This is a genomic window from Cognatundibacterium crateris (assembly GCF_010078235.1).
Lineage (GTDB): Bacteria > Pseudomonadota > Gammaproteobacteria > Burkholderiales > Burkholderiaceae_D > Undibacterium > Undibacterium crateris.
Window position 1 is genome coordinate 360,450 of the sequence record NZ_JAABOS010000002.1, and the last position, 26,483, is coordinate 386,932.

Annotated in this window: 26 protein-coding genes; 5 read left to right on the top strand and 21 right to left on the bottom strand. The window is 55.0% G+C overall.

The annotated features are described in order from the left end of the window. Positions 1 to 3 precede the first annotated feature (3 nt). The gene (locus tag EYB48_RS04840; RefSeq protein WP_162019173.1) at positions 4 to 1,380 is read right to left on the bottom strand and encodes an ATP-binding protein; all 1,377 of its coding nucleotides are present in this window, start codon (positions 1,378 to 1,380) and stop codon (positions 4 to 6) included. Further along, positions 1,377 to 2,051, bottom strand: a complete 675-nt coding sequence (locus EYB48_RS04845; protein ID WP_162019174.1) for a response regulator transcription factor — start codon at positions 2,049 to 2,051, stop codon at positions 1,377 to 1,379. Before EYB48_RS04845 ends, EYB48_RS04840 begins: the two co-directional genes overlap by 4 nt. A gap of 195 nt (positions 2,052 to 2,246) precedes the next feature. On the opposite strand from EYB48_RS04845, the gene EYB48_RS04850 reads away from it, so the two are divergent. The 4 genes from EYB48_RS04850 to EYB48_RS04865 are packed head-to-tail and all read left to right on the top strand — an operon-like array spanning position 2,247 to position 8,057. After that, positions 2,247 to 3,395 (top strand): efflux RND transporter periplasmic adaptor subunit, encoded by a 1,149-nt coding sequence (locus tag EYB48_RS04850; RefSeq protein ID WP_162019175.1) that lies wholly within the window; start codon positions 2,247 to 2,249, stop codon positions 3,393 to 3,395. After that, entirely contained in the window at positions 3,395 to 6,481 is a 3,087-nt protein-coding gene (locus EYB48_RS04855) for an efflux RND transporter permease subunit (RefSeq protein WP_162019176.1), read from the top strand. Before EYB48_RS04850 ends, EYB48_RS04855 begins: the two co-directional genes overlap by 1 nt. Positions 6,482 to 6,483: 2 nt before the next feature. Further along, positions 6,484 to 6,804: a DUF3240 family protein gene (locus EYB48_RS04860; RefSeq protein ID WP_162019177.1), complete on the top strand. Its 321-nt coding sequence runs from the start codon at positions 6,484 to 6,486 to the stop codon at positions 6,802 to 6,804. Further along, complete coding sequence (locus EYB48_RS04865) at positions 6,801 to 8,057, top strand: TolC family protein (protein WP_162019178.1); 1,257 nt, start codon at positions 6,801 to 6,803, stop codon at positions 8,055 to 8,057. The genes EYB48_RS04860 and EYB48_RS04865 overlap by 4 nt, the downstream gene beginning before the upstream one ends. Before the next feature lie 95 nt (positions 8,058 to 8,152). Here EYB48_RS04865 and EYB48_RS04870 read toward each other — a convergent pair whose 3' ends face one another. The 16 genes from EYB48_RS04870 to EYB48_RS04945 all read right to left on the bottom strand — a co-directional run bounded on the left by EYB48_RS04870 (position 8,153) and on the right by EYB48_RS04945 (position 21,397). Then, positions 8,153 to 9,259, bottom strand: a complete 1,107-nt coding sequence (locus EYB48_RS04870) for a substrate-binding domain-containing protein (RefSeq protein WP_235934909.1) — start codon at positions 9,257 to 9,259, stop codon at positions 8,153 to 8,155. A 441-nt stretch (positions 9,260 to 9,700) separates the two neighbouring features. Continuing rightward, a complete protein-coding gene (locus EYB48_RS04875; RefSeq protein ID WP_162019180.1) occupies positions 9,701 to 9,844 on the bottom strand; it encodes a hypothetical protein in 144 nt (47 codons plus the stop codon). Continuing rightward, the gene (locus tag EYB48_RS04880) at positions 9,841 to 10,641 is read right to left on the bottom strand and encodes a head GIN domain-containing protein (protein ID WP_162019181.1); all 801 of its coding nucleotides are present in this window, start codon (positions 10,639 to 10,641) and stop codon (positions 9,841 to 9,843) included. The genes EYB48_RS04875 and EYB48_RS04880 overlap by 4 nt, the downstream gene beginning before the upstream one ends. A 23-nt stretch (positions 10,642 to 10,664) precedes the next feature. Beyond that, positions 10,665 to 11,486 (bottom strand): DUF1700 domain-containing protein, encoded by an 822-nt coding sequence (locus tag EYB48_RS04885; RefSeq protein ID WP_162019182.1) that lies wholly within the window; start codon positions 11,484 to 11,486, stop codon positions 10,665 to 10,667. Between the two features lie 117 nt (positions 11,487 to 11,603). Further along, on the bottom strand, positions 11,604 to 12,728 hold the full coding sequence (locus tag EYB48_RS04890) for an SMP-30/gluconolactonase/LRE family protein (RefSeq protein WP_162019183.1): 1,125 nt from the start codon (positions 12,726 to 12,728) through the stop codon (positions 11,604 to 11,606). A gap of 42 nt (positions 12,729 to 12,770) precedes the next feature. Continuing rightward, positions 12,771 to 13,274: a hypothetical protein gene (locus EYB48_RS04895; protein WP_162019184.1), complete on the bottom strand. Its 504-nt coding sequence runs from the start codon at positions 13,272 to 13,274 to the stop codon at positions 12,771 to 12,773. A gap of 85 nt (positions 13,275 to 13,359) precedes the next feature. Next, positions 13,360 to 13,767, bottom strand: a complete 408-nt coding sequence (gene gloA2 / locus EYB48_RS04900) for an SMU1112c/YaeR family gloxylase I-like metalloprotein (RefSeq protein ID WP_162019185.1) — start codon at positions 13,765 to 13,767, stop codon at positions 13,360 to 13,362. 7 nt (positions 13,768 to 13,774) lie between these two features. Then, the gene (locus EYB48_RS04905; RefSeq protein ID WP_162019186.1) at positions 13,775 to 14,107 is read right to left on the bottom strand and encodes a nuclear transport factor 2 family protein; all 333 of its coding nucleotides are present in this window, start codon (positions 14,105 to 14,107) and stop codon (positions 13,775 to 13,777) included. 1 nt (position 14,108) lies between these two features. Further along, positions 14,109 to 14,531, bottom strand: coding sequence for a GNAT family N-acetyltransferase (locus tag EYB48_RS04910; RefSeq protein ID WP_162019187.1), 423 nt, complete (start codon positions 14,529 to 14,531; stop codon positions 14,109 to 14,111). Between the two features lie 24 nt (positions 14,532 to 14,555). Beyond that, positions 14,556 to 15,305: a hypothetical protein gene (locus tag EYB48_RS04915; RefSeq protein WP_162019188.1), complete on the bottom strand. Its 750-nt coding sequence runs from the start codon at positions 15,303 to 15,305 to the stop codon at positions 14,556 to 14,558. A gap of 86 nt (positions 15,306 to 15,391) precedes the next feature. After that, positions 15,392 to 16,615 carry an ABC transporter permease gene (locus EYB48_RS04920; RefSeq protein ID WP_230404071.1) on the bottom strand — a complete coding sequence of 408 codons (1,224 nt, stop codon included), beginning with the start codon at positions 16,613 to 16,615 and terminating at the stop codon, positions 15,392 to 15,394. Further along, positions 16,612 to 17,355 carry an ABC transporter ATP-binding protein gene (locus EYB48_RS04925; RefSeq protein WP_162019189.1) on the bottom strand — a complete coding sequence of 248 codons (744 nt, stop codon included), beginning with the start codon at positions 17,353 to 17,355 and terminating at the stop codon, positions 16,612 to 16,614. The genes EYB48_RS04920 and EYB48_RS04925 overlap by 4 nt, the downstream gene beginning before the upstream one ends. Continuing rightward, the gene (locus EYB48_RS04930; protein WP_162019190.1) at positions 17,355 to 18,581 is read right to left on the bottom strand and encodes an efflux RND transporter periplasmic adaptor subunit; all 1,227 of its coding nucleotides are present in this window, start codon (positions 18,579 to 18,581) and stop codon (positions 17,355 to 17,357) included. Before EYB48_RS04930 ends, EYB48_RS04925 begins: the two co-directional genes overlap by 1 nt. A gap of 80 nt (positions 18,582 to 18,661) precedes the next feature. Beyond that, entirely contained in the window at positions 18,662 to 20,206 is a 1,545-nt protein-coding gene (locus EYB48_RS04935; protein ID WP_162019191.1) for a hypothetical protein, read from the bottom strand. After that, on the bottom strand, positions 20,203 to 20,955 hold the full coding sequence (locus EYB48_RS04940; RefSeq protein WP_162019192.1) for an ABC transporter ATP-binding protein: 753 nt from the start codon (positions 20,953 to 20,955) through the stop codon (positions 20,203 to 20,205). The genes EYB48_RS04935 and EYB48_RS04940 overlap by 4 nt, the downstream gene beginning before the upstream one ends. 49 nt (positions 20,956 to 21,004) lie before the next feature. Further along, on the bottom strand, positions 21,005 to 21,397 hold the full coding sequence (locus tag EYB48_RS04945) for a VOC family protein (protein ID WP_162019193.1): 393 nt from the start codon (positions 21,395 to 21,397) through the stop codon (positions 21,005 to 21,007). A gap of 391 nt (positions 21,398 to 21,788) precedes the next feature. Between EYB48_RS04945 and gshA the strand changes: the two genes are divergently transcribed. Continuing rightward, positions 21,789 to 23,381, top strand: coding sequence for a glutamate--cysteine ligase (gene gshA / locus EYB48_RS04950; RefSeq protein WP_162019194.1), 1,593 nt, complete (start codon positions 21,789 to 21,791; stop codon positions 23,379 to 23,381). Positions 23,382 to 23,468: 87 nt separating this feature from the next. Here gshA and EYB48_RS04955 read toward each other — a convergent pair whose 3' ends face one another. The 3 genes from EYB48_RS04955 to EYB48_RS04965 all read right to left on the bottom strand — a co-directional run bounded on the left by EYB48_RS04955 (position 23,469) and on the right by EYB48_RS04965 (position 26,472). Continuing rightward, complete coding sequence (locus tag EYB48_RS04955) at positions 23,469 to 24,656, bottom strand: serine hydrolase domain-containing protein (protein ID WP_162019195.1); 1,188 nt, start codon at positions 24,654 to 24,656, stop codon at positions 23,469 to 23,471. A gap of 259 nt (positions 24,657 to 24,915) precedes the next feature. After that, positions 24,916 to 25,713 carry a TIGR00266 family protein gene (locus EYB48_RS04960; RefSeq protein WP_162019196.1) on the bottom strand — a complete coding sequence of 266 codons (798 nt, stop codon included), beginning with the start codon at positions 25,711 to 25,713 and terminating at the stop codon, positions 24,916 to 24,918. Between the two features lie 204 nt (positions 25,714 to 25,917). After that, positions 25,918 to 26,472, bottom strand: coding sequence for a GNAT family N-acetyltransferase (locus tag EYB48_RS04965; RefSeq protein WP_162019197.1), 555 nt, complete (start codon positions 26,470 to 26,472; stop codon positions 25,918 to 25,920). Positions 26,473 to 26,483: the final 11 nt, after the last annotated feature.

Sequence of the window (26,483 nt, forward strand, 5' to 3'; positions counted from 1 at the left end):
AATTCAGCCCCAGGCCGGAAATTCCAGTCTGACCCGCAAACCCTGTCCGTGGCTGCCTGCTGATAAGTGCAGGCTGGCCGCATGCGCATCGGCGATATTTTTAACGATGGACAGCCCCAGTCCGCTACCGGGCTGATCGGCACCCGCCAGCCGGAAGAAGCGCTGTAAAACCTGCTCATGGTATTGCTCGGGAATGCCGGGACCACTGTCCTCGACTTCCAGCCAGGCCCGGCCTGCGTGACTGCCGCAGGACAGCCGTAATTGTCCGGGTACTGGCGTATAGCGTAAAGCATTCTCCAGCAAATTCCTGACCAGGATATGCAATTCTGCCGCATCGACCCGGGCCCAGGCTTGTTGTAAGTCCTGTTGCCAGACCAGTCCGGCAGCTTCGGCTTCGGCCTGCCAGTGGACAGAGACAGACTGCAGGCTGGCCGCCAGATCACAGGCCGGATGTTGGGCGTTCAGATGGCTTTCCGGCTCACTGCGGGCCAGGCTCATCAATTGCGCAACCAGACGACTCGCCCTTTCCACACCGGCGCGCAGTCCGGCAATGGCTTCCGCACTTTCTTCAGGATTACGCGCACGCTGCAAGACTTGCAGATTGGTTTTCAGACCGGCCAGCGGCGTGCGCAACTCGTGCGCGGCATCGGCGGTGAAGCGTTGTTCACGCTGCAGGGTTTGGGCGACCCGTTCAAATAAGCGGTTCAGTGCATGCAATAAAGGATTGATCTCCATCGGCGCATCGGCTGCACTGAGCGGCTGCAAATCACCGGGATGGCGTTGTGATACCTGACTCGCATAATGTTGCAGGCTGCGGAATACCCGGTTCACCGCCCACCAGATTGCCAGCACCAGCAAGGGGATGATCAGCAGCGCCAGCGCCGCCAGCCGGTAGGCAAAGCGGCTGCTGATTTCCTTACGGTGGCTGATCGGTTCCACCACCTGGATCTGTACCGTGTGGCGCTGATTCCAGACCGAGTAATAGCGCCATTGACTGGATTGCAGGTTCAGCCAGCTGAAACCATCGGCTGCCTGTTGCCGGAACGGGGTTTCCGGCGCACCGGAATTCTTATACAGTAAACGGCCATCGGCACTCCAGATCTGGAATAGCAGGTATTCCTGATGATGCACCGCAGTGGATTCACCGAGCCGGTGCGCCGGATGCCAGCTACCTTCGCCAAATTCATGCTCTGCCAGTGACAACAGGATGTGCGCGGTTTCTGCCAGCGACTGATCGAATAATTCGCGACTCTCACGGTCGGCATCCAGATACACCAATACCGCGCTGACGCTCCAGATGCCTATGGTCAGGCTCAGCAAGATGCCAAGCAGGGTACGGCGCAAAGACCATTGTCGCGGCGCTTCAGCGGTGGCACTCATGGCTGGGCTCCGGGCAGTTTATCCATCATATAGCCAACCGCATGAACGGTACGTATCAGGGATTTGCCGAGTTTTTTGCGCAAGTGATGGATGTGAACCTGAATCGCATTGCTCTCCACCTCTTCGCCCCAGCCGTAGACCGTGCTTTCCAGCTGTTCACGGCTCACGATCTGACCCTGATGCTCGATCAGCATTAGCAGTACGCTGAATTCCTTCGCGGTCAGCGCCACCGGCTGACCATCCAATTGTACGCTGCGCGCCGACACGTCGATCAGCACGCCGGCATAGCGTATCAGCTCCTGAGTACGGCCATGTACGCGGCGGCTGGCAGCCCGTAAGCGCGCCGATAACTCATCCAGATCGAAGGGCTTGATCACAAAGTCATCGGCACCCGCATCCAGGCCTGCAATACGGTCCGGAATCTGGTCGCGTGCCGTGATCACCAATACCGGATGATGGTAATCGCGCTGACGTAACTGGCGCAGGATCTGCATGCCATCCATGCCCGGCAAACTCAGATCGAGCAGTATCGCTTCGTAATCATGCTGCAGCACCGTTGTGACCACGCTGTCGCCATGCTGCAGCCAGTCCACCGTATAGCCGAGCTGATCCAGCCCGAGCTGGGTCGCACGTCCTAACTGCGGATCATCCTCGACTAACAAGATACGCATACTGTTTTCCCTGAGTTTTCCTGGTCTGATTTTGGATTGTAACGCCGCTTTGTTAAGAACTCCTTAAGTTCTACCCTGCATCATGTCGCTCATGGGTCAGAGTGCGGCATGGATTTCTGCTGTGTTCTGTCACCGGCCAGTTCAATAAAACCCGTATTCAATCAATCCACCTATCAATTAAAGCGAGCATCTATCATGACCAAGCTCACCCTGACCTGCCTGCTGCCTTTGCTCAGCATACCGCTGGCCAGCCTTGCCAGCGAACCGGCCCAGATCACGCTGAACAGCGCACAGATACAACGTGCCAATATTGCGACCACTGCCCTGATCAGTAGCGAAAATACAGCTAAAACCACGGCAAGCACACCACAGGGCCTGCATTTATCCGGCACTGTGATCAGCCCGCCCAATGGTCAGGTGATTGTCAGCAGCATGGTCAGTGGCATGGTGCAGGAAGTTCAGCACAATGCGCTGCAAGCGGTGCGGCAGGGACAGGCTATCGTGGTCTTGCACAGTCCGCAGTTAATGGAAATGCAGCGTGAGTATCTGCAACTGGCGACCGCCGCCCGTCTGGCTGCTGAAAAACGCGAACGCGATGAAAAGCTGCTACAGGAAGGCATCATCGCGCGCAGCCGCTGGCAGGAAAGCAGCGGTGCTGCGATTCAGGCTGAAGTGGCGGCGCGTGAGCGTTACCAGAGCTTGCGCAGCGCCGGTCTCAGCGATGCGCGCATCAGCCAGTTACTGAACAAACAGCAGTTATCCCCGGTACTCAGCATCAGCGCCAATGCCAGCGGTACCTTAAGCGAACTCAGCGTCAAACCGGGTCAGCGTATTGAAGCCGGAACCCCGATTGCGGCCATCAGTAAATCCGGCCCTTACTGGGTAGAGTTACAGGCCTCGGCCCAGCAGGCGGCCCAGGTACGCATCGGTGACAGCGTAAGCATCAACCAGTGTGCACCATTGAAAGTGATCGCGATTGCGAATCAGGTCCAGAGCCAGAATCAGACCAGCCTGATCCGCGCTGCACAAAGCAGCCGCGAAGATTGTCTGCAACTGAATCAGTATGTGGAGGCGCGCATACAAAACAGCCAGATACCTGCTGCCTCAGTCGCTGTGCCTTTAAGTGCAATCGTACAAAACCAGCAGCGCAGCCATGTGTTTATCCGCAATGACAAAGGCTTTCAGGTGATACCGGTGCAAGTGCTGAGTAAGCAAGGCGAGCTGGCCTGGCTGCAGGCCAGTCACCCTGCGCTGCGCGCCGGTAATCAGGTGGCGAACCGTGGCATAGGCATACTCAAAGGTGCGTGGCTGGGATTGGGCGCAGAAGAAGGCGGAGAAAAATAATGCTGGCCAAACTGATTGCATTTTCACTGGCGCAGCGTTTGCTGATGCTGGTACTGACCGTCTTGCTGGCCGCTGCCGGCTACCGCGCATTTCAAAGTCTGCCTATCGATGCCTTCCCCGATGTGTCCAGCACCCAGGTCAAAATTATTCTGAAAGCGCCGGGGATGACGCCGGAAGAGGTCGAGGCACGTATTGTGGCGCCGGTTGAGCAGGAATTACTGGGCATACCGCGTCAGGCCATCTTGCGCTCGCAATCCAAATATGCGATTGCCGATATCACGCTGGATTTTCAGGAAGGCACGGATGTGTTCTGGGCGCGCCAGCAAGTCAGCGAACGCCTGAGCAATGTGATGAAAGATCTGCCGCCTACCATCAGCGGCGGTCTGGCACCGATCACGACGCCACTCGGTGAAGTGTTCATGTTCACCATAGAAGGCCCGCTTTCGCTGATGGAAAAACGCAGCCTGCTGGAATGGACCATACGTCCGCAGTTGCGTAATATCCCCGGCGTGGCCGATGTGAATTCACTCGGTGGTCTGGTCAAAAGTTTTGAAGTGGTGCCCAATCCGGATGCGCTCAGCGCACGCGGCCTGACGCTGGCGCAATTGCGCGCTGCGCTGGAAAGCAATAACCGCAACGACGGAGCCGGCCGCTTATCATCAGGCGAAGAATCGTTGCTGGTCAGAAGCGATGGCAATATCCGTACGCTGGATGATGTCGGTGCGATTGCGATTGCGGAGCAGAATGGCGTTGCCACCCGTATCCGCGATGTGGCCCAGGTCAAGATAGGCGCACTCAGCCGGTATGGCAGTGTGACCAAGGATGGCCAAGGTGAAGCAGTGGAAGCGCTGGTACTGGCCATGCGTGGCGCCAATGCACGTCAGCTGGTACAGCAGGTGCGTGAACGTCTGAACAGCCTGCAGGCCAGTCTGCCAGCCGGTACCACCATCAATACCTTTTATGACCGTGGCAATCTGGTCGAACGCGCCGTGCAAACCGTCAGCAAGGCCTTGGCAGAAGCCAGCATCCTGGTCGTGATCCTGCTGTATCTGTTCCTCGGCAATCTGCGCTCGGCGCTGGTGGTGGCCTGTATCCTGCCGCTGTCGGCACTCGGTACTTTCATCCTGATGCAATACTTTGGTCTGAGTGCGAATCTGATGTCGCTGGGTGGGCTGGCAATCGCCATCGGTATGCTGGTCGATGCCGCAGTGGTGGTGGTGGAAAACATAGAAGCCCACAGCGGCCACAAACAAAGCGCCTTGCTGCCGCGCCTGCATGTGATCTACCGTGCGGTGAAAGAAGTCGCCTTACCGGTCAGCGCCGGTATCTCGGTCATCATGATCGTATTCCTGCCGCTGCTGTCGCTGCAGGGACTGGAAGGCAAGCTGTTCGCACCAGTCGCACTGACTATTATTTTTGCGCTGGCCAGCTCGCTGATTCTGTCGTTCACTGTGATCCCGGTATTGTGTTCCTGGCTGCTGCCAGCCAGCCATAGCGATAACCCGCGTCTGGTGCAGTGGATGGAGCAGCGTTATCAGGCGCTGCTGAGCCGTGCGCTGCAAAACGGCAAACTGTTGGCCGGCATCGCTGGCGTGATCTTAGTAGCCTGTGCAGCACTGTTCCCTTTCATCGGTAAATCCTTTATGCCGGTATTGGATGAAGGCGACATCATTTTGCAGATAGAAAAACTGCCATCTGTGAATTTGCAGGAATCGGCCCGTATTGATCAGGCGGTACAACAACGCATCCTGGAAAAAGTGCCGGATGTGGCCAGCGTGGTAGCACGCGCTGGCTCCGACGAACTGGGGCTCGATCCTATGGGACTGAATGAAACCGACAGCTTCCTGGTGCTGAAACCACGTGAGCAATGGAAAGCCGCAAACAAAGATGAATTGCTGGCACAACTGCGCGCAGTGACCGCAGAATTTGCCGGTGTCAATTTCAGTTTTACCCAGCCAATAGAAATGCGGACTTCGGAAATGCTGTCCGGTGTACGTGGTGATCTGGCGGTCAAGGTGTATGGCCCGAATGCCGACGTGCTGAATCAGCTGGCAGAACAAATCGTACAGGTACTGAATGGCATCCAGGGTAGCCAGGACGTACTGAAGGTGCAAAACGAGGGTGTGCAGTATCTGCAGCTCGATATCCAGCGCGAAGCAGCCGGTCGTCTGGGCATGAGCGTGGAACAGATACAAAACGATGTACGCACGATGGTGGAAGGCAATGTGGCTGGGGTCGTGGTACAGGAAGGCCAGCGTCTGCCTTTACTGGTGCGTGGCAGTGAGCAGACCCGCTTGTCGCCGGAGTTATTCAGCCAGTTGCGTCTGACACCACGTGAAGGTGTGTCGGTGCCCTTGTCGCAAGTCGCGCAATTACGCACAGTGGAAGGCCCGGTCAAAGTCGAGCGTGAAAATGCATCGCGCCTGACCGTGGTGCGTGCCAATGTGCATGGCCGCGATCTGGTGTCCTTTGTGGAAGAAGCGCGGCAACAGGTGGCGGCCAAAGTGAAATTACCGGCCGGCTATCAGATAGGCTGGGGCGGTCAGTTTGAAAATCAGCAGCGTGCTGCGCAACGTCTGATGCTGGTGGTACCGGTGGCATTGGCTCTGATCTTCCTGCTGCTGTTTTCCAGTTTGCAAAGCCTGCGTCAAGCCTTGCTGGTACTGGCAAATATCCCGTTTGCCTTATGCGGCGGCGTGGTGGCACTGGCAATCAGCGGTGAATATCTGTCGGTACCCGCCTCAGTCGGATTTATCGCGCTGATGGGCATTGCGGTGTTGAATGGCCTGGTCATGATCAGCTACTTCAATCAATTGCTGGCACGTGGTGTGGCGATGGCAGAAGTGGTCAGCAGCGGCGCGCTGCGACGCTTCCGTCCCGTCATGATGACCGCCAGTATCACTGCCTTCGGCCTGGTACCGCTGTTACTGGCGACAGGCCCCGGCTCAGAAATCCAGCGCCCGCTGGCCATCGTGGTGATCGGTGGCCTGGTCAGTGCGACCGCCCTGACCCTGATTTTGTTACCGGTTTTATTTGCACGCTTCGGGCTGGCCAGCCAGCCGGGCGGCACTGCTGAGAAAGTCTGATCATGATCCAAAACTTTGAACAAAATGCCGTGCTGCAACTGGCCATTCCGCGTGCGCTGGATGAAGACATCGCCGACCTGCTGCTGGCGCATCCCGAACTCGCATCCGGATTCACGCTGTTGCCAGCGCAAGGCATGGGACAACATACGCGCCTGTTAAGCGCTATGGAGCAGGTGCAAGGCCGCAGCCAGCGTCAGCTATTTGTGATTTGTGGTGCACTGGCCCAGCTGCGCGCCTTGCTGCAATTACTCAATCAACATTTTCCGGGTGCTGATATCCATTACTGGATCACGCCTGTCATCGAATCAGGGAGTCTGCAATGAACACCAAGTATGCCCGCCTCAGCCTTATCGGTCTGGCGTTGTTGAGTCCGCTGAGTTTCGCGAATTCCGGTCATCCGCTGGCACCGCCGTTCGCCGCCATCCTGCCCGCCGAGGCACAGGTCAGACTAGCCTTACATCAGCTGCCGGAGCTGCGTACCGGCAAGCTGCAACAGGAACTGGCGGCCGCGCAACAACAGAAACTCAACAGTGGCTCGCATGAATGGCAATTACGGCTGGCGCAGACTAAGCGTAAAGATGCCGCTGCCGAAGTCACACGCGATCAGGAGATCAGCGTAGAGCGTGCGGTACGCTGGTTTGGCAAAGCCGGTCAGGATCAGGCGCTCGGTGAAAAAGGCAAGGAAATCGCACGTATCGCGCATGCCGATATCTGGCACGAAGCTGCGCGTGGCTTGCTGACTGACTGGTTTGATACCTTGCGTGCGATGCGCTACCGCCAGCAGGTGGAAGAGCAATTAGTCGTGCTGCAGGAAGTGGTGAGCATCGCCACCAAACGCGTCAAAGCAGGCGAAGCAGCGCGGCTGGAGCAGCAACTGGCTGAAACCGAATTGCAACGCCAGTCTGCTTTATTGCAGCAGGCGCAGCTGCGCGAAGAGCAGTTCCTGCGTAATTTGCAAACCCGTTATCCCGAATTGCCAGCACCGACGCTGACCGTGCTGCCACAACCTTTACCGGCCGTCGCCAACAGCAAGGCGATAGAGGAAATCACCGAAGATAATCATGAGGTGGAATTGCTGGAACTGGAAGCAGAAATGGCCAAAATGCAGGCCAGCCGCGTGCGCGCCGACACCATGCCAGACCCGGTGCTTGGCATACGTGCTGCACGTGAACGCAATGGTCAGGATAGCCTGATCGGCTTCAGCATCTCGATACCGCTGTCAGGCACCGCACGTCAGGCCGATGCGCAGGCCGCAGTCAGCAAAGCGGGTATCGCCCAGGCCAAACTGGATCAGGTGCGCAGCAAGGTATTTCGTGATGCACAGCGGGTGGTGGCAGAACGCGAGCAATCCTATCGCATCTGGCAAACCCTGCAAAACGTGAGCCAGCAAAGTCAGGCACAGGCACAAACCATGCTGAAAGCCTATCAGCTTGGGGAAGTCTCCCTGACAGACAGTCTGCAGATACGGCGCAATGCGATGGAAGCCAGACTGAATGCCGAAACCGCACAGCTTGATGCCTTAATGGCACAGGCGCGTTTCGAACTCGATGCGCATCATTTGTGGTCGATAGACTGAAGACTCAAGACTCAAAACTGAAAGCGCTGATACGCGTACGAAAAAAAAGGCAGCCTGGCTGCCTTTTTTTGTTTGAGCCCTCAGACTCACTGAAATCACTTATTCCAGATTTCCTGATAATGATGGCGGAAATCATTAGCCGGTTCAAAACTGTTTTTAGCACCGCCGTCATACGCGATATTTTGCGCCGTGACCAGATGCAATGCGGTGACATAGTTGCTGGCTGGCTGAGCATTAAAAGCACGGTTCAGCTCGTCCACCAGTTGCCACGCATGCTGAGTCAGCGGTTCAGGCACGGTACCGGTCTGTATGCCATTACTGCGTATGCGTTTATACGCAGTGGCTGAACCGTCACCAGCCGCCACGCCTGACAGTTTATTATTGCTGAGTAAGGCCGCAATCGGTGCTGATTCCAGCATATCAAAATAGTAGTCGTTGACGGCGATCACATGCGTCCATTTGGCACCGTGGCGTTTGACTGCGCTATCCACTGCTGGCTTCATTTTCAGATGGGTTTCTGCCAGTGGCACGTCTTCCACACTGAGTAATTTGCAGCCTTCACATTGCTTGATGGTTTCAATAATCGCCGCAGATTTGGCTTGTAAAAACGGATTAGTGGAATCGGTGAATACCACGATGCCCGCTTTATTATTCGACTCAACCACAGTCAGCAAGGCGGCCAGCTGCGCGACTTCTTTGGGATTGGTCGCGAGATTGGTGAACAGGCCATCAACCGGTCCTTGTTTGACCGATGCGTGCCAGCCAACCACAGGAATTTTTGCGCTGGCGGCGGCTGCCATGCCCTTGGCCTGGGTGCCGACATCGACGCCCGCCAAAATGATGCCGTCGGCTTTCATATCGATGGCTTGCTTGATAATCGCAGCGCCCTGATTGCATCTGCCACGGCAATCGATAGGCAGAGTTTCCCAACTGGCGGCCATTCCCGCTTCCCGCACTCCGTTAAACAAACCTGAAGTACCGGCATCACTCATGTCGGCTGCAATAAAAATAATCTTCTTTTTTTTCTGTAATTTCGGACCTTCGACCGGACCATCCCATTTATTTTTTAAGGATGCTGCGCGCGCCACTTTGGCATTGGCACGGCTTAAGAATTGCATGGGATTTTCTTGGGCAGTCGCGCTGGCGATGAAACTAAACGCAACAAACAACACGGTCAGGCACTTACTTTGCATAGCAGTCATGATTCTGGGTTGGTCAGGTTGAAAACACGCCTGCGCCGGTTTCACGCCGCAGGGTCTGCACTTCATCGATTGCACTAAACAAAACTACTGTGATTTGCTTACATCCACTTACATCCGCTTACGTCCGTTCGGATTATTGCAGAAATCTTCTCGCTGTAAATAGAGTTTGCTTACCACTCCGCACGAAACTAAATTTAATTCAGAAAGAATAAATATTTTCCATCTAAAAAACCAAATTGAAGCTATTTTTTACTTATTAATTTCGATAGCCAGAAAAAAATGCCGCTAACTGCGGATAAATAACAACAATTTAGATTAATTCCCGTGAAGTGAAGAAACTGTGTTTATTTGTAGTTTCCTGCGTTTAACAACAAGCTTGGATGCATCATGTTTCGATGAAGCAAATTATGCGCCAGCTGCGTGCACTGATTTGGACGGCGTTCAGCCGCAGGGGGAGGCAGAGGTACACCATGCAGATGGTGCCGGGAACAGGAGCAGCTCAGAAAAAAACCGGATGTGACTCAGGTTCACATCCGGTGCAGGGTAGGTTTTGGCACGAATTGCATCGCGCGTAAGCAGTGTCATTTCCAGATGATGTCGCCGCTACCCGTGCGTTCTACGCTGCGTTTGCCCGGATTGCCGCTGATAACGGCGTCACCGCTGCCTGCCGATTTAATTTTGATGTCTTCGCTCACCCAGGCTTTCACATCGCCGGAACCCTGCTGTTGCAGTTGCGCCTGAACCGCCTTGAGTCCCGTCGCATTCAGATCACCGGAACCCATGGATTTCAGGATCAGCACACGGCTTTGCCCTTTCAGTATCGCATCGCCTGAGCCCTGCATAGTCAGATCGATGGTGTCACCGTTGGGCAGCCCCAGATTCAGATTGCCGCTACCACCCAGTAAAGCCTGTACCCGCTGAAAATCACCATCGATATTCAAATCACCAGAGCCTTTAAGAATCAACTCAATCTGCTTCGCTTTGAAGCCGCGGATATTGCCATTGCCGCTGCCACTAAGCTGGACTTTTTCTATCGCCGGTAAAGCCAGTTCCACCCGGGTCTGATCGGACTGACCAATTGCAATGAACAAGCCACGGGTACTCACGTACAAAGTATTCCCTTCAACTTTAGTAGTCACACGCGGTACCAGCTTGGCGTCACCACGCACCAGCAATTCAGCTTGCGTCGCCTGCCTTAACACCAGGTCGACCGGGCCGTTCATCACAACATTTAAAACCTGTTGTTCCATAGGGCGGACTTCGCTGGCGACCGCTGCAGTCTGATTACCTGTCGCATGGGCCTGCATAAACCAGGCAGTGGCAGAGGTTAACACCAGTGATACAGCCAGCATGCTGGCACCGGTACGGATAAGTTTTTTCATGATATGTCCTTTCTCAAATTGCTTCAGGCAGCGTGCATTTGGGGTTGACGCAATTGCTGTGCGGACCAGCGCAGATAGCGCAAGGCACCACGCCAGCTGAAACGGGTAAGCCATAAAGTCAGCATCATCAACAGGATGGAACCAATAATCATGCCCATGCCCTTGACAGTCTGCCGCATTCCCATAGGCTGACTAAAGCTGAATTGGATATCGAGCGGTTCGCCCTTGACGGTCTGTGCGCTACTGATTGCCTCTGTCTGAGTGGCTACAGAAGCATCCGAAGCCGCCGTCGCTGGTAAAGCAACAGGTTTTTCCGCACCGGTTGAGGTCTGGGTATGCACACCGCTGCCATTGATTTCTATTTGTACCGGCTCATGAGCGATGCGTGCATCAAAACTCTGATGCACAGTCACATTCTTTGTCTGCGGTATCCCTACATGAAACTCGGAGATGCCAGCCACACCGGCAGCGGCGAGCAATATGCCGCCGAAGTACAGGCAGACTGAGGCCACAAATCCGGCGAACAGCACACTGACAGTGGCCATCACAGGCGCAATCAGCAGCAGGTTCAGGAAGGCCAGGCCAGTCAGCGCGACAAACAGGCGCGCCAGATTGCTCAGGTTGAAGCGCACTTGCAAAGCCTGGTAACGCACACTGGTTTTCTTTTGTGCCGCCACCAGTTCCGGTTTGGGCAGACGCGCTGCTATGCTTTCTTCACTCTCACCGGCCAGCATCGCATCAAGGAATTTCCGCTCATAAGTCCACAGGCATTCTTCAATCACAGGGCCGGGCAGGCCAGTCAATGCCTGTTGCAGTGCATGCATGTAGCTCGCTTTATTCATCATGACTCCGTGTGGTAAGTGGTATAGGAGTCATGATAAGGACAGGCTGGCAGACCCGCCAGCAGCATGCGACAGTGCGTCAATTTGCAGTCATGAACTGCAAAAATGCAGGCATTGGAATCAGCGCAGGTTTTGCGGTTTGCTCATCCAGCCTATCGAGGTCGCATGCAGGCTTTGCACATACAGGCGGTCGCGGGTTTCGAGTACGCCCGTCGTTTCGGGGTAGCTTCCACGCGGGTCTTGTAAGTCTGCCACAATCTTGCCCTGCTCATCGAAGGCCAGCACATGTCCATAAGCAGGTGGTACCGGCCACAAAAAGCGTGGCAGGCGTAAAGTCAGACTGCGTAACCAGGGCCTGTCCGCCATCTGGTCAATCGCAGCGCCACGCGGCTTGGCCAGACCCAGCCAGATACGGCCATGCTCACCGCGCATCAGATTGTCGGGATAACCAGGCAAATCGCGCAGGATACGATGGGCCAGGCACTTGTCCTTATTCGACTTCAGATGCAGCTGTTGCGCGCTCAGCGCGATTTGCCAGACTGCATATTCACCGGTTTCAACCACAAACAAAGAACGTTCATCCTGACTCAGCGCCACTCCATTGGCAAAACTAAGCTGATCGGCCACGACACGCGCCTGGTTTAACTGCGCATCATATTCAATCACACGGCCGGTGGCTGAGTGCTCCAGGATGTCGAGTACGCTGGCATGGAAAGTTCCGCCCGACTGCCTGGCACCAAAACGCTGACTCGCATCAGAAAAATAGATTTTGCCGTTTTTTGCCACCACCACAGAATTGGCATACAAAACCGGCGTGCCATCCACCTGATCACACAGCACAGTGATCTGCTTGTCCGGTGTAATCCTGAGCAAGCCACGGTAAGCATCAGCCGCGATCATATTGCCCTGCGCATCAAACGCAAAACCCAGCACCCGTCCGCCGGTATTGACCCAGACTTCACGCTGACCGCCATCTTCCTGCATACGCAGGATGGCACCGGACGCCACTGCCGCATACAGCCTGCCATCTGGCCCCAGCAGCAAATGTTCCGGGCCACTTTCAGACCCGATATCGAGCTGCTGTAAATGCGCGAGCTGCTCATTTCTGGCATGCGGTGGCGCATAACCGACAAAGGGTGTGGCCTGCCAGGCGACTGGATTGACCGGCACCGGTGCCAGCGTCAGATAAGCAGCAGCCAATGCCAACAACAGCAATAAAGTCCAGACGATGCGGGAAAGTTTCATTGAGTCTCCGGAAAGCGGCAGTCCAGGCTGCAGCGCTTAGTTTTAATGTAAAACCCGGCTCGCATCCAAGGTGCGCAGCCAGGTCAGCTGTAAGACACGCGCATCATTACTGGCGCGGTGACGGGTGATCGCCAATTCATGCTCGACCTGCAGCCGGGTGGTATGCCAGAGTTCGGCCTGTTGCGGTGAAATGATTTCGCGCAGATCGGCCAGGCGGAAGCGCGGTGAACAGCCAGCCGCATCGAATAAACGCGCCAGCCACACATAATCCTGCCCCCAGCAATCGGTATAGACCGTGCAGCTATCCAATTGCTGATTCAGCTGAGCGGCCACCAGTGCCGCGCTCCTTCCGCGTTCCAGCAATAATTCTCTGGGAATTTTGTGTACCTGCGCTGCCTGACTATCCCAGTGCACCCAGTCCTGCTCGGGCCGGATCAGGGTACACCAGCCCTCACCGTGGCGCAGAGAAAAACCGACTTCAATCGGATAGCTGCCTTTGCCAAAGCCAGATGCTTCGATATCCATTACGATGGGAACTGTCGACATGCTGGCCTCCGGAAATTTTTTTGAACAACGGAAACAACCACCTGCTCAGCCTGAATTGCCTAACACAGCGTCTCAACAGCGCCGCCTATTCAACAGGTGCAAGGCTGTCTTCATAGAGTTCCAGCGGCAAGCCATCGGGGTCGGCAAAAAAACAAAAACGCCGCCCGGTATATTCATCGACACGTATTGCCTGGCAATCTACCTGATGCTGCTGCAAATGGGCCAGCACCAGCTCCAGATTCTGCACCCGGAACGCCAGATGACGCAAGCCCTGTGCCTCCGGCCAGGACGGACGTGGCGGCGCATCCGGAAAAGAAAATAACTCTAACTGCGCGCCATCCGGCAAAGCCAGATCCAGCTTGTAAGAGTCGCGCTCTGCCCGGTAGTGCTCAGACAGTATGCGCAATCCCAGTATCTGATGGTAAAAATGTCTGGAGCGCGCATAGTCAGAACAGATCACAGCGACGTGATGGATGCCGGATAACAGCTGCATAATCCTCCTAGTAAAACCAGACCCGGACTATTTTTTGTCCGGTCACTTCATACACAGCCGCTGCTTCAATGATGTGTTCCGCCACACCATGCACACGCTCATGATCGATCACTTTTTGTCCTATCACCATGCGATTGACCAGCTCAGCATGCAAATCCGGTAAGTTAAAACGCTTTTCCGCATAGTGTTGCGCCAGTGCCGTGATGCCTGTGATCACAGGCTCGGCGGCGGGTGGACGGAATACCTCGACCTGTTCGTCATAACAGGCGACAAACGCCTGTAAGTCGCGGGCATTATAGGCATCCAGTTGTGCCTGGACGATGTGTTCTGCGGTGTTCATATTACCTCGTGATTTTTCTGGCCATGCCTATCGATGCGGGCGCGGTTGCTGCGAAACCAAACTGTGCATACAGCTGGTGTGCCTTGCCATCTGCAATCAGGCTCACATAGCCACTGTCCGGTACGTGTTGTTCCAGCCAGGCTGTGATTTCCTGCATGACGCGCTTGCCTAAGCCCTGCCCCTGAAATGCGGGTAATACCGCTATATCCACCACCTGAAAAAAGCAGCCGCCATCACCGACCACGCGCCCCATCGCGATGGTTTGCTCAGCATCCTTGATCTGCACCGCAAACAGGCTGCCAGGCAAACCCAGACTGGCGGCGGCTGTGGATTTAGGGCTCAGTCCTGCGCTCTGGCGCAAATGCTGATATACGGCGACATCCGGTACTTCATGGCTAATTCGATAGGGAAAATCTTTAAGCATACGGGCTCCGTCACACGCTCTAAATCAAGATATAGCTTGCTTCACACGCTCAACACGGCTCAGCAAATCACGGTTCATCTGGCGTGCATGCGCTGGCATATGACGTGCGCTCAGATCAATATCGGCGCAGATTTGTCTGGCCTGATCTGGACGCGACTGACGCAATGTCCATTCAGCCAGTTCCACTTTGGCATCCAGGCTGCCGAATTGTTGTGCCGCAAGCTGGAATTCGCGCTCTGCATCAGCCTGCCTGTCCAGCGCATCATAAATCTGTGCCAGTAATATCGCCTGACGCTCCGCCGAGTAAGACGGGTTGTCGGCGCGCACGGCACTGGCCAGTTCCAGTGCGCGTTCCGCATGACGGCTCAGTAAATGGGCTTTGGCTGCTGCCAGCCGAATTTCAGGATCACGCGCAAACGGGCCTTGCAGACAGGCGTCAAACTGCACTGCTGCATCCGCTACCGCACCACTGTCGAGCAGTGCATTGGCCAGCCGCATCTGATTTTGTGCGGTCGGTGTCAGCTCAAATGCACTGCGTGCTTCGCGTAATTCACGTTCAGGATCGAGACTGCGTGCTACCGCCTTGACGGTTTTATGCACATGATGCTGGATACGGCTTTCCGGGAGATACACGGCAAAGAAATAGACCGCGCTGCCAAGTAAGGGAAACATAAACATGATGACCAGCCAGTACAATTCACGACCGGTGCGTATCACATGCACAGCAAAAAAAATAACGATCAGCAGGTGCAGACCAACACCAAAATAAGGCATATTCAAATTCCTGAATAAATATTAATTCTTAGTTGTCAGCGACCTGCTCAGCCTGCACGTTCTGCACAGGCTGCAAGCAAGCCGCTTTATTCGTAACGCAGGCAATCCACCGGCAATAAGCGGGAAGCGCGCCGGGCCGGATAAAAACCAAAGAAGATACCAACAAAGCTGGAAAAGGCACAGGCGATGATAATAGCCTGCATGCCGATTTCCACCTCTATTTTACCGGTAGACGTGATCGCTGCCGCACCTGCACTCGCAAGTAAAACACCGATCAGACCACCGACCAGACAAATCACTACGGCCTCAGTCAGAAACTGCAGCAAGACATCGCGCGGTTTGGCACCAATCGCCATACGAATACCGATTTCCCGCGTGCGTTCAGTCACAGAAACCAGCATGATATTCATGATGCCTATGCCGCCCACCACCAGCGATATCGCACCAATCGCGCCCAATAAAGCCGCCAGCCCGGTTGAAATTTTCGCGCCGGCTTCTGCAATCGAAGCCAGATTCTCTATGCGGAAATCGTCTTCCTGTTCCGCCTTGATGCGGTGGCGGTCACGCAGCATTTCCTTGATATCGGTTTCCGCATCCTTCATGGCTTTATCCGACTTACCCTGGGCAATCACATAATGCACATTGCGTGGGAAAGGGCTGCGTATCAGGTTAGCGCGTGCCGCCGTGATAGGCACCAGCACCAGATCACCGATATCGCCACCGTCAAATGAACGGCCTTCGCCCTGCAACACGCCAGTGACCTGGAAAGGCACATTATCGATACGCAGAAACTGGCCGAGCGGATCGGCTTTATAAAAAAACTGATCGGCGACTTTTTTACCGATGATCACCGTCTTGGCAGCGGCACGTATATCGGAATCGCTGAAATAACTGCCGGTTTCTATCTTCCAGTTACGCACCTTGAACATTTCCGGCGTCACGCCCAGCACAGAATTGTTGGAGTTATCGCTGCCGGAAGTAATCTGGAAAAAGCCTTGCAGCGCCGCTGCCGCGCCATTCAGGCTGGGCAGCTCATTGAGTGCTGCCGCATCTTCAAAGCTCAGCGAAGGTGCCGTTCCGGTACGCGCACGCACACCCTGGGTGCGGTTGGCACCCGGCGAAATAATCAGCAAATTACTGCCCAGGATTTCCAGTTCCTTGGAAATGAATTTCTTCGCACTTTCACCGACCGCCAGCATCATCACCACCGAGGTGATACCGATGATAATCCCCAGCATGGTCAGCGCAGTGCGCAGACGGTTGGCATTCATGGAACGGAATGCCTCGATAAATACCTGTAACACATTCATGGCTGACCCACCGTTTCTGTATGCGATGCAGCCAGCTGGCGCAAACCTTCTGCGGCCGGTCCATCGTATAACACACGACCATCTTTCAGACGCACCAGACGTTTGGCATAGGCAGCGATATCCGGTTCATGGGTTACCAGTAAGATCGTGATACCACGCTCGCTATTCAATTGCTGCAAGGAGCGCATGATATCGACGCTGGTCTGGGTATCCAGATTGCCGGTCGGCTCATCGGCCAATATCAGCGGCGGATCAGCCACCAGCGCACGCGCGATTGCCACCCTTTGCTGCTGCCCACCCGATAACTGATTCGGCAAGCGCCGTGCAAAATCTTTCAGCCCGACGCGTTCGAGTTCACTGAGTGCTTTCTGATGGGCTTTAGCGCGGCTGACACCGGCGTAAATCAAAGGCAGAGCCACGTTTTCTGCCACGCTCATACGCTTAATCAGATTAAAACTCTGGAATACAAAGCCTATGGTGCGGTTGCGTATCGTCGCCAGTTCGGCGCGCGACAGGCTCAGAGTATCGACCCCATTGAGCAAATAGGAACCGGCACTGGCCTGATCCAGACACCCGAGTATATTCATCAGCGTCGATTTGCCGGAACCGGATTGCCCCATCACCGCCACAAAATCGCCGCGCGGTACCTGTACATCGATGCCATGTAAAACCCGGGTTTCGACACCGCCGGAAAAGTAACTTTTGGTGACGCCCTGCAGCGCAATCAGAGCGGCACTCATCAGTTGGCTCCGGCCTTATCCAGCGCGCGCGTAATCACCTGATCACCCGCTTTGAGCTCACCGGACAGCACTTCGGTGTAACGGAAATTCGACAATCCGATTTTGATATCCACTGCCTGCGGCTGTTTTTTGTCGTTGAGCTTATACACCTTAAAGCTGCGCGTCTGTTCTTTTTTGGAGCGGAAAGCAATATCGTCTTCCGGTTCAGGTGGCGGCAATGCCGCGCCGGCGCTGGCATTGGCGCTGGCTGAAGCTTGCGCCGCCAGGTTTTTCGCTTCGCGGGCCTGCTCTTCCTCACTCGGTTTATAGCGCAGAGCAGCCGTCGGTATGCGCAGCACATTTTGCTTGGCACCCACCACCAGCCTGACCTGAGCGGTCATGCCGGGTTTGAGTAATTCGTCTTTATTGTCCACATCCAGCACCACGTTATAGGTCACGACGTTTTGCTGTACATTGGCTGCCAGCCGGAACTGGCGCAGCTTAGCTTCGAATTCCCGGTCAGGATAGGCGTCCACCACAAAGCGCGCTGGCAGACCATCGCGCAGCGCGCCGACATCGGCTTCGGACACACTGGTATCGATTTGCATCTTAGTCAGATCACGCGCAATCTGGAACAGATTCGGAGTCTGGAAAGAAGCTGCCACCGTTTGCCCTATTTCGATAGTACGTTTGATGATCACACCATCGATAGGTGAGCGGATCACGCTATTGTTGAGATTGGCTTGCGCATTATCGAGCTGGGCACGTGCCACTTTGATGTTGGCTTCTGCCACTTCCAGTTCACGACGCGACTGATCCATCGCGATCCCGGAAATATAATTTTGCGCCACCAGTTTCTGATTGCGCTCCAGCGTGGCCTGCGCCAGCCGCCGCGACGCCTCCGCCGAAGCCAGGCTGGCCTCGGCCTGTTTGATCTGGGCATTGAAAATAGTCGGGTCCAGCTTCAGCAAAATCTGGCCCTGCTTCACCCTGTCATTGAAATCAGCTTTGAGCTCAATCACGGTGCCCGACACCTGGGAACCCACATTAATCAGTGCGACCGGATTGAGCGTGCCGCTGGCGGTCACCGTCTGGCTCAGATTGCCTTTTTCGACGGCCGCAGTTTTAAACCTGGGCGCATCCTCCTTGGGTTTGCTATCCTGCTTATGCAGTACAAACGCCGCAGTTCCGGCAACAGCAGCCAGCACGGCTACGATCAACACCCGCTTCTTGGTAAACATTCGCATACTTTGACCTACATTTCTCAATAAGGACAGCACTACAGGAACCAGACTGGCACGCAATACCAGCCTGTGACAACAGCAATTCAGCTTCGTTCAATCTTTAACAACCAGGCCACACCCAGTGTCACTATTCCTGTCAGCACACCGATCCAGCCCCAGCTGCCGGCGGCCAGAAATCCTAACACCATACCACCCCAGGAAAAACAACTGAGCGTTTCTATGATGCCGACACTTAACTGGGTCTGACCACGGCGGTTCAACTGATTGCGGTTACCGGGTTTGGATAACCACAGATGGATACAGGCTACCGACAACATACCGGCGCTGCAGCCAAGCAAAGTAATCAAACCGGCCTGCCACTGGCGTATGCTGAGCCACACGATCAGCGGCAACACCAGCGAGGCGACCGGCAGGCAGGCTGCAAGCAGCTTGGCAGTTTGCACATGACGCGCGGTGACCGGTGCTGAACGCAGCAAATCCGGTGCATCTTCAGCTGCGACAATGACCCAGATCAGTGAGCCTGTCAGCGAGCAGGTCAGAAAAGTCATGGTTGCCGCCATACCGGGTAACAGGATGCCATTTTTCAGGAGCAAAAATACCGCTGGCAACAGATACAATAATTGCAGCGCGATCTGGGACAGCAACTGCGGATCACGCAATAGCAGCCGCCATTCTTTATACATCACATTGCGGTATAAACCCTGACGGAAATGCAGCCTGGCGCTGAGCTCAGACACCGGACGCGCGCGGGTTGGCGCGCTCACCGATTGCTGTACACCGTGGATGAAAAAACGACAGGTATAACGGCTGGTCAGCCAGAATAGCGCCAGCGCCACTGCACTGATAATCAGCGCTGGCTGCCAGGCGCCAAACAAGGCGCGTGCCGGTAACCAGACCAGGCTATGCTGATCGAACAGACCACCTTCCTGTATCCAGGGTTTGCAATACGCGATCACGCGTTGTTTGCTCTCTTCCGGAAACTGATTAAATAGCTGAAAACCGAGAAAAATCACTGCACCTGACAAGGCGCCCAGCATATGCGCCACCGTCTTGGTGCGGCGCGCGCCCAGCCATTTCACCAGCGACAGTGTCAACACCATAGCCAGACAAGACGCCAGTACCGCCAGTGCCAGTATGGCCGGATAAATCCCTAACCAGCGCCACTGACCAATGAGCAGTCCGACATGCGCAAACGGCGATAAAAACAGCAGAAACAGAAAAGCCACGCCCAGCACGATACTGGCCAGCCTGACGGTAAATATGCTTTGCGCAGGCATAGGAGAGCTCAGCAGCAAATCCAGATCCCCGCGTTCAAACAGCGCTTTCACACTGCGGTTCAACGCCATAGACAACATCATGCTGAACAGCACAGCCAGCGCCACACCGGCTGCCATCACCAGCATGGGATCAGGCTGATCATGCAGTGCAGGCAGACCACGTAATACCATCCAGGCCATCGCATGCACCACCGCCAGCACCAGCAGACTCAGTAATTTACCGCTCAGTGGCATGCCACGCTTAGGCTTAGTCCCGGACTTATCGTCGCCCATATCAAAGAAAAACATGCGCCATTCATGCCGGAACAGCCACAGGCTGCTGCCCGGCTTACTTTGCCAGCGCGCACTCATGCCTGCAGCTCCGGACTGACGGGAGCTGTCAATTGCAGGAATACATCCTCCAGCGTACCGCTGCCATTGTCGGTACGCGCACGCAGCTCATCCAGTGTGCCTTCAGCAATCAGTCTGCCATGCTGAATAATACCGATACGTTCCGCCAGCCTTTCTGCCACATCCAGAATATGGGTGGTCAGGATCACCGTACCACCCTGTGCCACATGGCGCAGCAATACATCCTTGACCTGACGTGCTGCCGCCGCATCCAGCCCGGTTAAAGGTTCATCCAGGATGATCAGTTCGGGTTCATGAATCAGCGCACCGGCCAGTGCCAGCTTTTGCTTCATGCCTTTAGAAAAACCTTCGATCAGCTCATCGGCGTGCTGAGTCAGATCCAGCCAGCTCAGCAACTGCTGCGCGCGGCTTTGCGCCTGCGCCGCCGACATGCCCCACAAACCCGCTACAAACTCCAGGTATTCAAAGGGTTTGAGCTTGTTGTACAACATCGCTTCATCCGGCAGATAAGCCAGCTTCTGCTTGGCCGCAGCAGGATCAGCTGCCAGCTCCTGACCCAGGATATGAATGCTGCCGCTGTCGGGTGCCAGCAAGCCAGCCACCATGCGCAGGGTAGTGCTCTTACCTGCACCATTCGGCCCCAGCAAGGCGTATAACTCACCGCGTCTGACCTGCAAATTAATATGATCCACCGCCGGGCGGCCAAAGTTCTTCACCAGATCTTTTAATTCCAGCGCGATGTCTGACATGCTTCACTCCTTTTTATATTTTTCTTAGCCGGACTTAGGCAAAACCTGCTCAAGGCTGAATTGCGGTACAGAGTTCCACCATCACACCGTCCGGACAACGCAGATAAGACACGGTCTGGCCCCAGGGTTTGTCTTGCGGTGGCGCGAGTTCAGCGGCACCCGCCAGCAAGGCATGCGCATGGGCTGCGGCCACATCCTGCGTGACTAAGGCGATTTCAAATCCCAGCGGTTGTGGTGAGCTGTGGGCTGCGACATGACCGCCTTTGATATTCATGTCCCCCATCGCGTGCGCCGCAAAAGCGAGTGCCGTCGCTCCCGTCTCCAGTTCACCATACATGCCGGACTCATGCAAAAAGCGGGTCTGCAAGCCAAAGGCCTGTTCAAAGAAGCGCAGTGAAGCCGCTACATCCGGCACATAAATGATGGTGTAAGCAAATTGCATGGCATACCTTTAGATTCTGAACGCAACAAACGACAGCCGCACTACCTGGCAGCTGGCAGGATGGAGCATATTACCAAAAAAGTAAGTTCCAACCTGTGCAGCAGCACTGGTTTGCTGCAAAAATGTAGACGCTGACAACAGGCTTTGCGCAGGCTGCCGATGCGAAATGCAAATTTCGGCTATGCTTGCTCAAAAATGGCAGATGGACAAGGGCAAGACCTGGCGTCATCGTCCTGACATCGCCACATGAGATAAATACCTGGCAGACACGATACCGCAGCATGATGGCCTGATGCCGTAGTAGCGCTCAGTCTGCTGAGGTGCAGAATGACAAGCTTGCGCGCTGCCACCACTCAGGCAGCTCAGCAGCCAATCAAAAAAAGGGGAGCCTGTGAGCCAACTGTTACAACATCGCCTGGAATTACTCGGACAATCCGCGCATCGTCCCTTGCTGAGCCAGGGCCTGCGCGGCATAGAGCGCGAAACACTGCGCGTGGGTCAGGACGGACAATTATCACGCCGCAGGCATCCGCAGCAACTGGGCTCCACTCTGACCCATCCGCAAATCACCACCGATTATGCCGAAGCACTGATGGAATTCATCACTCCGGCTGAAACCGATATCGCAACGGCACTGGAAAAACTGGATCAGATACACCGCTTTGTGCATGCCGAACTGGGTGATGAAATCTTGTGGAGCCAATCCATGCCTGGCGTGCTGCCAGATGAAAAAGACATCGATATCGCCTGGTATGGCCAGTCTCACATAGGTATGATCAAACATGTGTACCGACGCGGTCTGGCACTGCGTTATGGCAAATCCATGCAATGCATCGCCGGTATCCATTACAACTATTCTTTGTCAGAACAACTCTGGCAGATACTGGCTCAGGCGGAGCAAACCCGTGGCGATGCGATGCATATTCAGTCGGAACACTATGTTGCGCTGATACGTAACTTCCACCGCTACAGCTGGCTGCTGATGTATCTGTTCGGTGCCTCACCGGCACTGGCAACCGGCTTCCTGCGTGGCCGCGCTCATCAGTTGGAAAGCTTGTCAGAAGACACGCTGTATCTGCCGTATGCGACCAGCCTGCGCATGAGCGATCTGGGCTATCAGAATAATGCCCAGGACGGTCTGGTACCGCCATATAACAATCTGCTCGATTACATGCGCAGCCTGTCTATGGCCGTGCGCAAACCGTATCCGCCGTATGCGGCACTGGGAACGCGTCAGGATGGGGAATGGGTACAGATCAACACCAATGTGCTACAGATAGAAAACGAGTTTTACGCCACCATACGGCCTAAACGCGTGATACGTACCGGTGAACGCCCAATCGAAGCACTGTGCGCGCGCGGTGTGCAGTATGTGGAAGTACGCTGCATGGACGTCAATCCGTTTGACCCCTTAGGCATCAACCTGGAAACAGCACGCTTCCTGGATGCCTTCCTGTTGTTCTGCGCATTGAATGACAGCCCGCTCACCAATGAAGCGGAAGGCGAAGAAAACACCGCTAACTTTGCCGCCACCGTGAAAGAAGGCCGTCGTCCGGGTCTGCAATTGCAGCGTCAGGGTCAGTCCATCAGCTTGCAAAACTGGGGCAAGGAATTACTGGCGCAAATCACGCCGGTTGCGGCCTTGCTGGATCAGCAAAGCGGTGGTAACGCCCATCAGGCCAGCCTGCAGCAACAACAGGCACGCTTAGACAATCCGGATCTGACGCCATCGGCTCAGGTATTGCGCGCGATCGCAGCGGAAGGCAATTCTTTCCCGCGCTTTGCATTGAAACAAAGCCAGCAACTCGCAGCGGATTTCCGTGCGCGCCCACCGAGCGCAGCAGAACGTGCTTACTTCAGCGAACTGGCACAGGCTTCGATTGCTGAGCAGGCGCAGATGGAGCAACAACAAACCGGCAGCTTTGATGAATTCATCGAGGATTACCGCTCACGTACTTCGTCGCAGCTCTGCTGCGGGAATTGAGTGTAAAACGACAGCGTAGACTAAGCCGAAGACAAGCCCCAAAAGTCAGACTTTCACTTTTGGGGCGCTGATGTGTTGCTGACTTTTTTACTTTTCTGATGCCTGCAAAGGCTGCGCCTGACTGACGGTATTTGCCTGCGCTTTTGTCTGTGCTTTTGCCCGCACAATCAACTCCTCAATGTCCTCAGCCAGCGGAAATTTCAGCTCATAATTCGATAGCAGGATGACGACATAGCCCGCGTCCTGATACATATCAAAATTCGCCCGCGCGCCCGTAAAGTGTCCGCTATGCCCGACTACCCGTCCGGCATCACCGCTATGCAATTGGAAACCATAACCATAGTCATACTTCGACATGGTCATATTCCCTGGTGTATGGTTTTGCCATAAGACCTGCAGACTCTCTGCCTTAATCAGGCTGCCGTTGTTCAGCGCTTCAGAAAAGCGCAGTAAATCATGTAACGTGGAATAGCCGCAACCAAATGCACTGCCTCTGAGCAGACCTTCAAAACTGCTTTCCTGCCTGCGTCCTGCGTTTTTTTGGATGTCCATATAACCCATCGCAAGATTGTCGACCGGGTCATCCAGCGCATAGCTGTCGGAATTTTGCATGCCCGCTGGCTGGTAAATATGCTGACGCACATAGGAAAAATAATTGTCGCCACTCAGTTTTTCTATGATGGCACCGAGCAGCAGATAGCCGGTATTGCTATACGAATAGCGCGTTCCGGGCTGAAAGGACGGCGTCAATCCTTCCAGCAGCGGCTTCATGTCCACCAATTCTCTATACATGGCGCGCGAGCTGTGACGCGCTTTGGCACGGATCAGAAATTCAGGCAAGCCGCTGGTATGGTTGAGCAACTGGCCTACCGTGATACGTTTGCTGACGGCCACAGGCAACCAGCTCACATCGAGGAATTTATCCAGCTTATTATCGTAGGAAAGGCGTCCTGCTTCCACCAACTGCGCGATCGCCACCGCTGTGAACATCTTACCGACTGAGGCGATATTGAATTTTGTATCCAGCTTATTCGGCACATGGTAGCGCTGGCTGGCTTCACCGCACACCGATTCAAATAAAACCTGGCCATGTTTTGCAATCAGCACTGCGCCGGAAAATTCATCGCGCTCACATTTCTTTTGCAGTAAAGCGCCGGCCTCTTGCCTCAATTGCTGATCGGCTGCACTGGATGTGACCGTGTCCGCCGCCTGTGCCATGCCAACAGAGAAGCTGGCCAGTCCTGAAAAAAACAAACAAGAAATGTGTTTGAACATCGTTGCCCTGCTCCATAGGTGAGTACCGTTTTTGAGTACCGTTTTTGAGTACCGTTTCTGAGTGAGAAATTCTGCGCCTAAACTGGCACATCATAGGATACGGGGATGTTAAAAGAAACAATAATCTGGCAAGAGCAATACAGCCTGACACGTCCGTACACAAGTCTGTCGTGCATTAGTACCCGGTATGCCAAAAAAAAATCCCGGCACAGGGAGTGCCGGGACAGAAGGGAGAATTGCAGTAAGCGATACGCAAAAATCAGCGATCGTTTTCAAACAGGTTACCGAAGCCACCTAATACCGAACCCTGTTCACCGCCTTTGCCACCGCCCATCTGCGAGGCAGCTACAATACGGTTCGCCAGGCGCGATAAAGGCAGCGATTGCAGCCAGACTTTACCGGGGCCGCGCAGCGTGGCAAAGAACAGACCCTCACCACCAAACAGCGCGGTTTTGACACCACCGACAAACTGGATATCGAAATCCACATCTGGAGTAAATGCCACTACACAACCGGTATCGACACGCAGGGTCTGACCCGGCTGCAAAGTCTTTTCTATGATTGCACCACCGGCATGTACAAAAGCCAGACCATCGCCTTCCAGTTTTTGCAGCACAAATCCTTCGCCACCAAAGAAGCCTGCACCCAGACGCTTCTGGAAACCTATGCCCAGCGAGACACCCTTAGCCGCGCACAGGAAAGCATCTTTCTGACACAAGAGCGTGCCACCTAACTGACCCAAATGCATAGGCAGGATTTTGCCCGGGAAGGAGGCGCCAAAGGCAACGCGGCGCTTGGACATACCATCCTGATTTGTGAACACGGTGGTGAACATGGATTCACCCGTGACCAGACGCTTACCGGCGCCCATCAGCTTGCCGAATAAGCCACTTTGCGATGCTGAGCCATCACCGAAAATGGTTTCCATCTGTATGCCATCTTCCATGTAAAACATGGCACCGGCTTCACCGACTGCGGCCTCGTGCGGATCGAGTTCGATTTCCACGAACTGCATATCGTCGCCATAAATCTGGTAATCCACTACATCCATCGTCATGCTAATCGTCCTTTCTGAGCAGTTATGGTGCAGAGCAAGCCTATCTCCTCTGCCACCTGGCCACACCCTGTTGTCTACGCTGTATGCGCAGATCAGCAAGGCGGCTACATCGCTGCGCATTGTAGGCAAAAGCCACGCACATCAGACACGGTAATCGACGCTGAAATTTACCGGAAGCAAACACGGTACGGTCGCTGCATCGTTTCAGACCGCGAGCAATTTATAAAACAAAGTCGTGCTGCACAGCCGTCCATCCGGCTTCAGCGCGAAATCCGGAATCTGTCCGGCCTGCGTCCAGCCAGCGCGCGCATACAAGCGTTCTGCATCACCACCGGTTTCGGTATCGAGCACGATACAAGTCTTGCCCAGTTCACGCGCCCGCTGCTCCGCTGCGCCAAGCAAGGCTGCCGCGATGCCCTGACGACGCGCGCGGCGGTGTACCAGCATCTTGGACAAATCGGCCCGATGCGGCTGATTGTCAGGCATCGCGGTGACCAGCTGCACCGTGCCCAACACACGCTCACGCGTGCGCAGACCATCACGAGGTTCGGGTCTTTCCAATGCGACCAGCAAATGCCGCTCACCCGCCGCCAGCCCTTGCACCACACCTTGCCAGAATGCCTGCGCACGCGGCAAACTCAGGCCCGCCATAAAGCTGACCGAAGCCCCACCCGCTACGCAATCACATAAGACCTCACTCAATTCCGCGCTATACGCCTGCGCCTGCTGCGCATCCCAACTGCAAATTCTGTAGTTCATCGCTGTCCTCC

Excerpts from the sequence above, each read along its gene's own strand:
- EYB48_RS04895 (WP_162019184.1), bottom strand. The coding sequence starts at position 13,274 with ATGTCGACAGTTCCCATCGTAATGGATATCGAAGCATCTGGCTTTGGC.
- EYB48_RS04910 (WP_162019187.1), bottom strand. The coding sequence starts at position 14,531 with ATGCTTAAAGATTTTCCCTATCGAATTAGCCATGAAGTACCGGATGTC.
- EYB48_RS04840 (WP_162019173.1), bottom strand. The coding sequence starts at position 1,380 with ATGAGTGCCACCGCTGAAGCGCCGCGACAATGGTCTTTGCGCCGTACC.
- EYB48_RS04875 (WP_162019180.1), bottom strand. The coding sequence starts at position 9,844 with ATGACACTGCTTACGCGCGATGCAATTCGTGCCAAAACCTACCCTGCA.
- EYB48_RS04850 (WP_162019175.1), top strand. The coding sequence starts at position 2,247 with ATGACCAAGCTCACCCTGACCTGCCTGCTGCCTTTGCTCAGCATACCG.
- EYB48_RS04925 (WP_162019189.1), bottom strand. The coding sequence starts at position 17,355 with ATGAGTGCCGCTCTGATTGCGCTGCAGGGCGTCACCAAAAGTTACTTT.
- EYB48_RS04935 (WP_162019191.1), bottom strand. The coding sequence starts at position 20,206 with ATGAGTGCGCGCTGGCAAAGTAAGCCGGGCAGCAGCCTGTGGCTGTTC.
- EYB48_RS04870 (WP_235934909.1), bottom strand. The coding sequence starts at position 9,259 with ATGACTGCTATGCAAAGTAAGTGCCTGACCGTGTTGTTTGTTGCGTTT.
- EYB48_RS04955 (WP_162019195.1), bottom strand. The coding sequence starts at position 24,656 with ATGTTCAAACACATTTCTTGTTTGTTTTTTTCAGGACTGGCCAGCTTC.
- EYB48_RS04855 (WP_162019176.1), top strand. The coding sequence starts at position 3,395 with ATGCTGGCCAAACTGATTGCATTTTCACTGGCGCAGCGTTTGCTGATG.
- gloA2 (WP_162019185.1), bottom strand. The coding sequence starts at position 13,767 with ATGCAGCTGTTATCCGGCATCCATCACGTCGCTGTGATCTGTTCTGAC.
- EYB48_RS04940 (WP_162019192.1), bottom strand. The coding sequence starts at position 20,955 with ATGTCAGACATCGCGCTGGAATTAAAAGATCTGGTGAAGAACTTTGGC.
- EYB48_RS04865 (WP_162019178.1), top strand. The coding sequence starts at position 6,801 with ATGAACACCAAGTATGCCCGCCTCAGCCTTATCGGTCTGGCGTTGTTG.
- EYB48_RS04960 (WP_162019196.1), bottom strand. The coding sequence starts at position 25,713 with ATGACGATGGATGTAGTGGATTACCAGATTTATGGCGACGATATGCAG.
- EYB48_RS04930 (WP_162019190.1), bottom strand. The coding sequence starts at position 18,581 with ATGCGAATGTTTACCAAGAAGCGGGTGTTGATCGTAGCCGTGCTGGCT.
- EYB48_RS04845 (WP_162019174.1), bottom strand. The coding sequence starts at position 2,051 with ATGCGTATCTTGTTAGTCGAGGATGATCCGCAGTTAGGACGTGCGACC.
- EYB48_RS04890 (WP_162019183.1), bottom strand. The coding sequence starts at position 12,728 with ATGAAACTTTCCCGCATCGTCTGGACTTTATTGCTGTTGTTGGCATTG.
- EYB48_RS04945 (WP_162019193.1), bottom strand. The coding sequence starts at position 21,397 with ATGCAATTTGCTTACACCATCATTTATGTGCCGGATGTAGCGGCTTCA.
- EYB48_RS04860 (WP_162019177.1), top strand. The coding sequence starts at position 6,484 with ATGATCCAAAACTTTGAACAAAATGCCGTGCTGCAACTGGCCATTCCG.
- EYB48_RS04965 (WP_162019197.1), bottom strand. The coding sequence starts at position 26,472 with ATGAACTACAGAATTTGCAGTTGGGATGCGCAGCAGGCGCAGGCGTAT.
- EYB48_RS04920 (WP_230404071.1), bottom strand. The coding sequence starts at position 16,615 with ATGAATGTGTTACAGGTATTTATCGAGGCATTCCGTTCCATGAATGCC.
- EYB48_RS04905 (WP_162019186.1), bottom strand. The coding sequence starts at position 14,107 with ATGAACACCGCAGAACACATCGTCCAGGCACAACTGGATGCCTATAAT.
- EYB48_RS04915 (WP_162019188.1), bottom strand. The coding sequence starts at position 15,305 with ATGCCTTATTTTGGTGTTGGTCTGCACCTGCTGATCGTTATTTTTTTT.
- EYB48_RS04880 (WP_162019181.1), bottom strand. The coding sequence starts at position 10,641 with ATGAAAAAACTTATCCGTACCGGTGCCAGCATGCTGGCTGTATCACTG.
- EYB48_RS04885 (WP_162019182.1), bottom strand. The coding sequence starts at position 11,486 with ATGATGAATAAAGCGAGCTACATGCATGCACTGCAACAGGCATTGACT.